Origin of the sequence: Tepidibacillus decaturensis (assembly GCF_001561915.1) — a bacterium.
Lineage (GTDB): Bacteria > Bacillota > Bacilli > Tepidibacillales > Tepidibacillaceae > Tepidibacillus_B > Tepidibacillus_B infernus.
This window is the reverse complement of the sequence record NZ_LSKU01000001.1, coordinates 1,374,235-1,382,361: the sequence shown is the minus strand read 5'-3', so window position 1 is coordinate 1,382,361 and position 8,127 is coordinate 1,374,235. Positions and strand designations below refer to the sequence as shown.

Annotated in this window: 8 protein-coding genes; all 8 read left to right on the top strand. The window is 36.2% G+C overall.

What is annotated here, in order from left to right; genetic code table 11:
- The first annotated feature begins 262 nt into the window (after window positions 1-262).
- The 8 genes from U473_RS06685 to uraA all read left to right on the top strand — a co-directional run bounded on the left by U473_RS06685 (window position 263) and on the right by uraA (window position 7,931).
- Window positions 263-1,498 carry an ISL3 family transposase gene (locus U473_RS06685; RefSeq protein ID WP_068724639.1) on the top strand — a complete coding sequence of 412 codons (1,236 nt, stop codon included), beginning with the start codon at window positions 263-265 and terminating at the stop codon, window positions 1,496-1,498.
- A 232-nt stretch (window positions 1,499-1,730) separates the two neighbouring features.
- Window positions 1,731-2,633 carry a hypothetical protein gene (locus U473_RS06680; RefSeq protein ID WP_068724636.1) on the top strand — a complete coding sequence of 301 codons (903 nt, stop codon included), beginning with the start codon at window positions 1,731-1,733 and terminating at the stop codon, window positions 2,631-2,633.
- 22 nt (window positions 2,634-2,655) lie between these two features.
- Window positions 2,656-3,168: a DUF6518 family protein gene (locus U473_RS06675; RefSeq protein ID WP_068724633.1), complete on the top strand. Its 513-nt coding sequence runs from the start codon at window positions 2,656-2,658 to the stop codon at window positions 3,166-3,168.
- A 477-nt stretch (window positions 3,169-3,645) separates the two neighbouring features.
- Window positions 3,646-4,194, top strand: a complete 549-nt coding sequence (locus tag U473_RS06670) for a sodium:solute symporter family transporter (protein ID WP_068724631.1) — start codon at window positions 3,646-3,648, stop codon at window positions 4,192-4,194.
- A gap of 80 nt (window positions 4,195-4,274) precedes the next feature.
- The gene (gene lspA / locus U473_RS06665) at window positions 4,275-4,733 is read left to right on the top strand and encodes a signal peptidase II (RefSeq protein WP_068727511.1); all 459 of its coding nucleotides are present in this window, start codon (window positions 4,275-4,277) and stop codon (window positions 4,731-4,733) included.
- Window positions 4,734-4,737: 4 nt separating this feature from the next.
- Window positions 4,738-5,667, top strand: a complete 930-nt coding sequence (locus U473_RS06660) for an RluA family pseudouridine synthase (RefSeq protein WP_068724628.1) — start codon at window positions 4,738-4,740, stop codon at window positions 5,665-5,667.
- 214 nt (window positions 5,668-5,881) lie between these two features.
- Window positions 5,882-6,427, top strand: a complete 546-nt coding sequence (pyrR, locus tag U473_RS06655) for a bifunctional pyr operon transcriptional regulator/uracil phosphoribosyltransferase PyrR (RefSeq protein WP_068724625.1) — start codon at window positions 5,882-5,884, stop codon at window positions 6,425-6,427.
- 178 nt (window positions 6,428-6,605) lie between these two features.
- A complete protein-coding gene (gene uraA, locus U473_RS06650; protein ID WP_068724623.1) occupies window positions 6,606-7,931 on the top strand; it encodes a uracil permease in 1,326 nt (441 codons plus the stop codon).
- The last annotated feature ends 196 nt before the right edge of the window (window positions 7,932-8,127 follow it).

The window sequence follows — 8,127 nt, the reverse complement described above, 5'->3', positions numbered from 1 at the left end:
AAAATGAGAATTATCCTTATAAAAATGTTATCTTCGTAATCATTTAAGTTGAATTTATGTTTAATAAAAAATTTACTAGCTTAGCATAAAACATTTTTTAATTCCTTTAGTGGAAGATTTTTAAATTGGGTTCTCCGTAATGAATATTAGTATGGACCTAATCTTTTTATTGCTTCCTCGCTAAATAGTATGGGTTTGTAAGATTTTAAATAGGATCATACTGGATAATAATCTTTAAAACTATATTCCGGAGTGAGATCCTATGCTAGAATTCCAAAATGACTTAGATCTATTTCAAGCAGCTCTTGGTATCCAAGATCCATGGTTTGTTAGTTATCGAGAATTTGACAAAGAGGCTGGAGAATTACATGTTCATCTCAATTTTAAACGGGGAGCAGCCTTTCCTTGTCCTGAATGCCATGCCAAAGGAAATAAAGTACATGATGTTGTCAATGACGATCGAACCTGGAGACATTTGAACTTTTTCCAATACAAGACCTTTATTCGCGCACGTCTTCCACGAGTGAAATGCAATTCCTGTAAGAAGATTTTAACGGTCAAAGTGGACTGGGCTAGGACCTCAGCAGGCTTTACCTTTCTGTTCGATTCCCATGCCATGTCTTTAATGAAGGAAATGCCTGTAGCTGCCGTTGCTCGAGAAGTAAAGGAGCATGATACAAGGCTATGGCGGATTTTCCATTACTACGTCAACCGTGCTATGAATGCCCTGGATTTCTCCCATGTAAAACGCATTGCCGTTGATGAAACGTCCAGTAAACGCGGTCATCAGTATGTTTCCCTCTTTGTTGACATGGATACGAAAAAGGTCATGTTTGCCATGGAAGGGAAGGGTGCTGACGTCCTTCGTGTTCTACTAGGACACCTTCAAGAGAAAGGCATTGATCCTTCCCAAATTGAAGAATTCTGTTGCGATATGTCTCCCGCCTTTATTGCAGGAATTGAGAAGAACTTTCCTCAATCCCATATCACCTTTGATAAATTTCATGTCATGAAAATGGTCAATGAAGCGGTAGATCAAGTGCGAAAAGAGGAACAACAGGAAGTTCCTGCATTAAAAAAAACGAAATATCTCTGGCTAAAGAACAAAAACAAATTAAAGGATCGCCAAAAAGAGGATCTAGTCAAGCTGAAAGACATGAATTTAAAAACGGGGAAAGCGTACCGATTAAAGCTAGCTCTCCAGGATTTATGGACGATCGCTACTCTTTTGGCAGATGTTTATTTGCGTGAATGGGTAGGTTGGGCGACCCGTACTCGCTTAGAACCGATGGTGAAAGTGGCTCAGTCCATCAAAAAACATGAAGACGGTATTCTAAGATGGTTTCAAACTAAAATGACCAATGGTCTTTTGGAAGGAATCAATAGCCTTGTTCAAGCAGCTAAGCGTAAAGCACGTGGATACCGCACTATAAATACGTACATCAGTATGATCTATGCTACAGCCAATAAGTTAGAGATGACCGTCAAGCCTCATTAGGCTAGTCGTATTCCTTGCAGCTTAACAACCATCCTTCAATCCTGGGGTAAGCGGTCAAGCGAATTTCTTGAGGGCTTACCCCAGGATCGAGAAACTATGAAAAGCTGTAAGGAATAAAGTCTCTATGAAGCTAGTGCTTTTTCTCTCAACCCACATCATCTAGCGAGGAGCCTTTTTATTCTGTTTTATGTAAAAGCTAATTAATATAACAATAAAAGAGAGTGATATTTCTATGAAAAAGATTTTAGTTATACTCATTATGCTATCTTTATTTTCTTCTGGTTGTTCTAAAAACAATTCTTCACAGGATCAAAACAATCAAAATGATATTATACAAGTATACAATCCTTTCGTTAACAAATTTATATTATATAATACAAGGACTTTATTTCCTGTAGAAGATAAATCAAACGAGGATAATAGTAACATTATGCAATATTCATTCAACACAAAAAGTAAATACTACACATCAGGGGACAGTCATAAATTTCATTTTGAGATAGTTGAGTTAAATGAAGGAACAATTAAGTCTGTTTATAAAGCAGAGAATCAAGAAAATGAAGCAATTTTTCCTTTGGCAACAGATGGTGATAATATATTTTTCTTAAAGTCAGACTATTCACATTCTGAGGCACCTATCTCTACAGTTGTTAAATATGATAATGATTCTTTAAAAGAATATTCTAAAGCAAAAGGGGTTATTAGTAGTAATGGAGCTATCTTAAATAATTTATTATATTATACTGTATACGATAAATCGGACGACTCCTACGCACTGTATTCTTTAGATTATTCCAGATACACTAATGAACCTAAGTTAATTAAATCTAACTTAGACGGAAGAGAATTATTTGTTTTAAATAATAAATTGTATGTAAGTAATAATAAAACAATTTATAATGAAGATGGGGATTATTTTAACAAATCAGGTGAAAGTTTTTACGATATTGAAAGTAACACTTTAATTCAAATAGCATATAATCCTAATAATAATAATCAATTATCTTTGAAAATAATTAAAGCAGATACAAAAAAAGAAATTAGTAATATTGATAATGTTATTGGGTTTGTCATAAAACAGGGTGAGTTAACTGCGTACTGTTATGGAGAAATTGTTACAATAAAATTATCTTGACAAACAGTGGAAGTGGATAAGATTGAATATTAAATTGAAATCCGTCAGAGAAGATAGTGTAGTTTTGTCACCGAAAGAAAAACTACTACAGCATTTTTGGGTTTTTATAGCCGGTGTGGTTTTAGGATCCTTTGCAAAATATGCGGATACAGTGCCTAGCAATGTAATTCCTGGATTATCTGATATTTTTTCATATTTAGGATTATATATTTTTTTAGTAACTTTACTAGCAGCATGGAGTCATTCGCCCAAAACTGCTGCTATAAATAGTTTGTTATTTTTACTTGCGTTGGTTGAAACATACTATCTTTATTCTTTTTTATTATATGGTTTTATAGCTATAAAGCACTTTATGTTTTGGAATTTTATAGCTTTTATTTCACCTATACCAGCATTCATTTTATGGTACTCTAGAGGAAAAGGATTACTAGCAGATTTGTGTGCAGCATTTCCTATTGGGTTCTTGTTAAATGAGGGATTTAGTTTTTTTATGTTCTTCCACTTCACGCTTTTCAGCTCGGATTTGACCTATTAATTGCACTGATACTATTATTTATTTTGCCCCAAAATCAAAATCAACGTATTCGTGTTTCATTGTTTTCGATCATTATTTTTATATTAATGATTTCACTGACATATGGTTAGTGAGTTAATCAATGAGAGCCACGTTATTAATAATTGAATATTGCCATGCGAGAGAGCCACTTCCTATATAATGAAGCTTGCACATGTCGTGCAAATTCAAATATAGGAGGTTTTTTTGTGGTTAAGTACCGTGAAATCCTTAGGCTACATGCTCAAGGATTAAGTCAAAGAAGCATTGCTGCAAGTTGCTCAAACTCCAGGAATACTGTAAAAGATGTTCTGGAATGAGCAAAGAAACAGGCCCTTGATGATATCTCAAGGGAATATGGGTTGTTGGTGGATGAAATCATCCTCCTGATATTGTGGGAAATAGGAACGGAACGAATTTTTAGCAATTTCGTCTTAAAAGTAGCTTGGGTTTTAACGAATGTTGCCGGCATCCCAAATAACAAAGTTCCACCCGAAATTTGAATCAAGGTGGAATTTATTTTGGTTAGTTTTCCACCACATAATCCGAATAGCCGATTTTTATAAAGCACTATTTAGAAAAAATGCGAGTCAAAAAGAATTGATCTGGGTTAGCCGTGGAGCGGTTATCTTAATTTCAATCATTGCGATTTACCTTGCGATGAGTGGTGGAAAAGTATTAGATTTGGTGGCTTATGCTTGGGCTGGATTTGGAGCAGCCTTTGGGCCAGCCATTATCTTCTCATTATTCTGGAACCGAACTACAAGAAATGGCGTTCTCTTTGGTATGATCGTTGGTGGTTTAACGGTTATTGTTTGGAAAAACTATACTAGTTTTGGACTCAATTCCTTATTTCCTAACTTTAATTTTGCTAGATGGTATGAGATTATCCCAGGCTTCATTCTTTCAGCCCTTACCATTTTCATTGTGAGCTTAATTGATAATAAACCGAGCCAAGAGATTTTGAATGAATTTGAGCAATCACAAAAAGCTTTAGTAAATGAGTAATGGGTCATTCCCATTGCTCTTTTTATTTGGATGAACGTATGCTACAATGGGCAAGAGAAGAAGCACAAGGAGGAGACAGTTTGATTTATTACTTCATTTCATTACTCATAATCTTTCTTGACCAATTAAGTAAGTGGGCGATTGTGAAGTATATGGATTTATATGAAAGCATCCCTATTGTTAAGGGTTGGTTTCATATTACCTCTAGTCGAAATAGAGGCGCCGCCTTTGGAATTTTACAAAATAAGCAATGGTTTTTTATCATCTTAACATTGATTGTCATTCTTTTTCTTATTTATTACATTTACAAGATCCATAAAGCACAAAAGCTGTTTGCCTTATCTCTATCTTTTATTTTAGGTGGGGCGATCGGTAACCTGATTGACCGTATAACAACTGGGGAAGTAGTAGATTTTATAGATGTAAGGATTATTAACTATCCCATTTTTAATCTTGCTGATTCAGCGATTGTGGTTGGGGTCATTTTAATGATCTGGGAAATGTTTTTTTCTAAAGAAGCAAAAAAAGATCAAGTATAGGAGAATTGCAGTGGAAGCTTTTGAAAAATATGATTGGATCATTGAAGCAGAGGAGGCAACAGAAAGAATTGATAAATTTCTTTCTGAACAGTTCGAAGAATGGTCTAGATCACAAATACAACAATGGATCAAAGAAGGAAATGTAACAGTCAATGGTAGAATGGTGAAAGCAAATTACAAAATACAAGAAGACGATGAGGTTGTGCTTCAGGTTCCACCACAAAAAGAATTGAACATTGAGCCTGAATCGATTCCTCTTGACATCGTATATGAAGACCAAGATGTAATTGTGATAAATAAGCCAAGAGGAATGGTGGTTCACCCAGCACCAGGGCACTATTCTGGTACCTTGGTTAATGCTTTACTTTATCACTGTAAAGATTTATCTGGAATAAACGGTGTTTTAAGACCAGGAATTGTTCATCGCATTGATAAAGATACATCTGGATTATTGATGGCTGCAAAAAATGATTTGGCTCATGAATCTCTTGCTAGACAACTCAAGGATCATGATGTGCATCGAATATATCTGGCCTTAGTTCATGGAGAAATCCCTCATGATCTTGGAACGATCGATGCACCTATTGGCCGTGATCCTCATGATCGTAAAAAAATGACGGTGATCCATAAAAATAGTAAGCATGCTGTTACCCATTTTGTAGTGAAAGAGCGTTTCCAAGGGTTTACATTGGTGGAATGTAAATTAGAAACAGGCAGGACTCATCAAATTCGAGTCCACATGCAATACATCGGCCATCCCCTTGTAGGAGATCCTTTATATGGTCTGAAAAAGACGTTAAAAATCGATGGACAGGCGCTGCATGCCAAAACTTTAGGATTTAAGCATCCAAGAACTAACGAATATATGGAATTTGACTCTGAATTGCCAGAAGATATGCAAGGGCTCATTGAAGAGTTACGAGCAAACAGATAAAGGAACGAATAAAGTGAAGAAAATGGTTGACATTGGATTCACTTTCATCCATAATGAAATAGAAAATTGAATGTCCTTTAAATGTAGTCCAGAGAGGCTAACAAGGTGAACGGGTATTGAATAGGTTAAATTCTATTCAAGCAATATCGATTCGCTTTTGCCTCTAGGTAAAAGCTTTTTTTATTCTTTCATTTCTTAAGGAGGTGAACCTAGGTTGGAACAAGGAAGAGTTTTATTAGACGAAACAGCAATCAATCGAGCGTTGACCCGTATTGCCCATGAAATCCTGGAAAAAAACAAAGGAATTGAAGACTTAGTGATCATTGGGATTAAAACTCGTGGAATTTACTTAGCTCAAAGAATCGCAGATAAAATTAAACAATTTGAAGGACATGATATTCCTGTTGGAGAACTAGACATCACCTTATACCGTGATGATTTGACGGAAAAGAGCGATCAACCTCTTGTAAAGGGAAGTCAAATTGCCTTTGAGATCAAGAAGAAAAAAATTGTTCTTATCGATGACGTATTGTACACAGGGAGAACCGTTCGAGCAGCCTTAGATGCCATTATTGATATGGGTAGGCCTCAACAGATCCAACTTGCAGTACTAATCGATCGTGGACATAGGGAACTTCCAATCCGACCTGATTATGTAGGGAAAAATGTACCAACCTCTAAGCAAGAAATGATTTCCGTTCAATTAAAAGAGTGTGACCAAAAAGAACAAGTGACCATTCAACCAAAAACCACCCTTTAACTCAGTCCAGAGAGGCTGGCAAGGGTTCAATAGGATAAGAGAAATGAATGAGAATAAATATGGTGTCTCATTTAATCCTTCTCTTTCACTAGCGAACCTCTTAGCTGAAGCCAGGAGGTTTTTTTGATCTTAAAAAAACCGAATCATTGGTGGAAAAATAAAGAGGAGGAAAACAAAAATGAAACAACAAGTGATGGATGTCAATGAAATGCCAAAGGGAATGAAATGGATTGCATTAAGTTTTCAACATTTGTTTGCTATGTTTGGGGCAACTATTCTAGTCCCGATCTTAACAGGGTTAAGTCCTTCAATCGCCTTATTAAGCAGTGGGTTAGGGACGATTGCTTATTTGCTGATTACCAAAGGAAAAATCCCAGCCTATTTAGGTTCATCTTTTGCCTTCATCGCACCGATTATTTCCCTCTCACAATCGGAGGGATTAGGAGCAGCCATGTTTGGTTCTTTCCTAGCTGGGGTATTATACGGTGTGATCGCATTAATGATCTATAAATTTGGCTCAGATTGGTTAAATAAAATTTTGCCACCTGTTGTGATTGGTTCTGTCGTAATTGTGATTGGATTAGGGCTGGCAAGTGTTGCAGTAGATATGGCAATGAATATTAAAGTGGATGGTCAAACCGTTTATTCTTTAAAACATTTCATGGTGGCTTTAAGTACTTTAGCGATTGCTGTCATAGCAAGTACAGTCTTCCGAGGTTTTCTAGGAGTGATTCCCATTCTTTTAGGAATCATTGGTGGTTATATCATCTCCTTAATCGTAGGAATCGTTGATTTAACACCAGTAAAAGAAGCAAGTTGGTTTGCATTGCCTATTTTTACAACACCAGAATTGTCATGGAAAGCTGCTGTTGTTATGCTTCCTGTAGCATTAGTGACCATCACTGAACATATTGGTCATTTAATGGTAACCAGTAGTATTATGGAACGAGATTTGGTAAAGGATCCTGGATTGCATCGTTCGATTTTAGGTGATGGTGTTGCTACATCTATCGCTGCTTTAATTGGTGGCCCACCTAATACCACCTATGGAGAAAATATCGGTGTGTTAGCTATTACAAGAGTATATAGTGTTTATGTGATTGCAGGGGCAGCGGTCTTTGCTACAAGCTTTGCCTTCATTGGAAAATTAGGTGCCTTAATTAGCACGATTCCTACAGCAGTCATGGGTGGTGTTTCTATTCTACTCTTCGGCATCATCGCATCAGCTGGTTTACGAATGCTTGTTGATAATGGCATTGATTATAGTGACAAAAGAAATCTTGTAATCTCATCTGTCATCATGGTGATTGGTGTTGGAAATGCAGCATTAAAATTAAAAGGAATCCATGTTGATATCGAAGGAATGGCTTTAGCTACAATCGTTGGTATTATCCTAAACCTGGTATTGCCTAAGCAAGCAAAAGAAAGTGAAGAATTAGAAATGGAAATTGTCACTAAACAAACAAAAGAGGTTAAAGGAAAAACTGTCAAAGTAGGGGTTTAAGTAGCCTCAACAATAAAGAAGTACAAAAGAATAGAATCCTTTAAATCATTCCCGTGAGTCTGATAAGGATATCTTCTAACGACGGTTTTATCTTCAAATGTAAGCCACAAGGGTCAGAAAATGGTGCCAGTTTCTAAGCATGCAAATGAAATGGGAACCATTAGAAAGATGGTGTAAGGAATTAGAAGGTCTTCTT

Coding starts and splice junctions, on each gene's coding strand:
- U473_RS06670 (WP_068724631.1), top strand. CDS start 3,646: ATGTTGCCGGCATCCCAAATAACAAAGTTCCACCCGAAATTTGAATCA.
- U473_RS06685 (WP_068724639.1), top strand. CDS start 263: ATGCTAGAATTCCAAAATGACTTAGATCTATTTCAAGCAGCTCTTGGT.
- U473_RS06680 (WP_068724636.1), top strand. CDS start 1,731: ATGAAAAAGATTTTAGTTATACTCATTATGCTATCTTTATTTTCTTCT.
- uraA (WP_068724623.1), top strand. CDS start 6,606: ATGAAACAACAAGTGATGGATGTCAATGAAATGCCAAAGGGAATGAAA.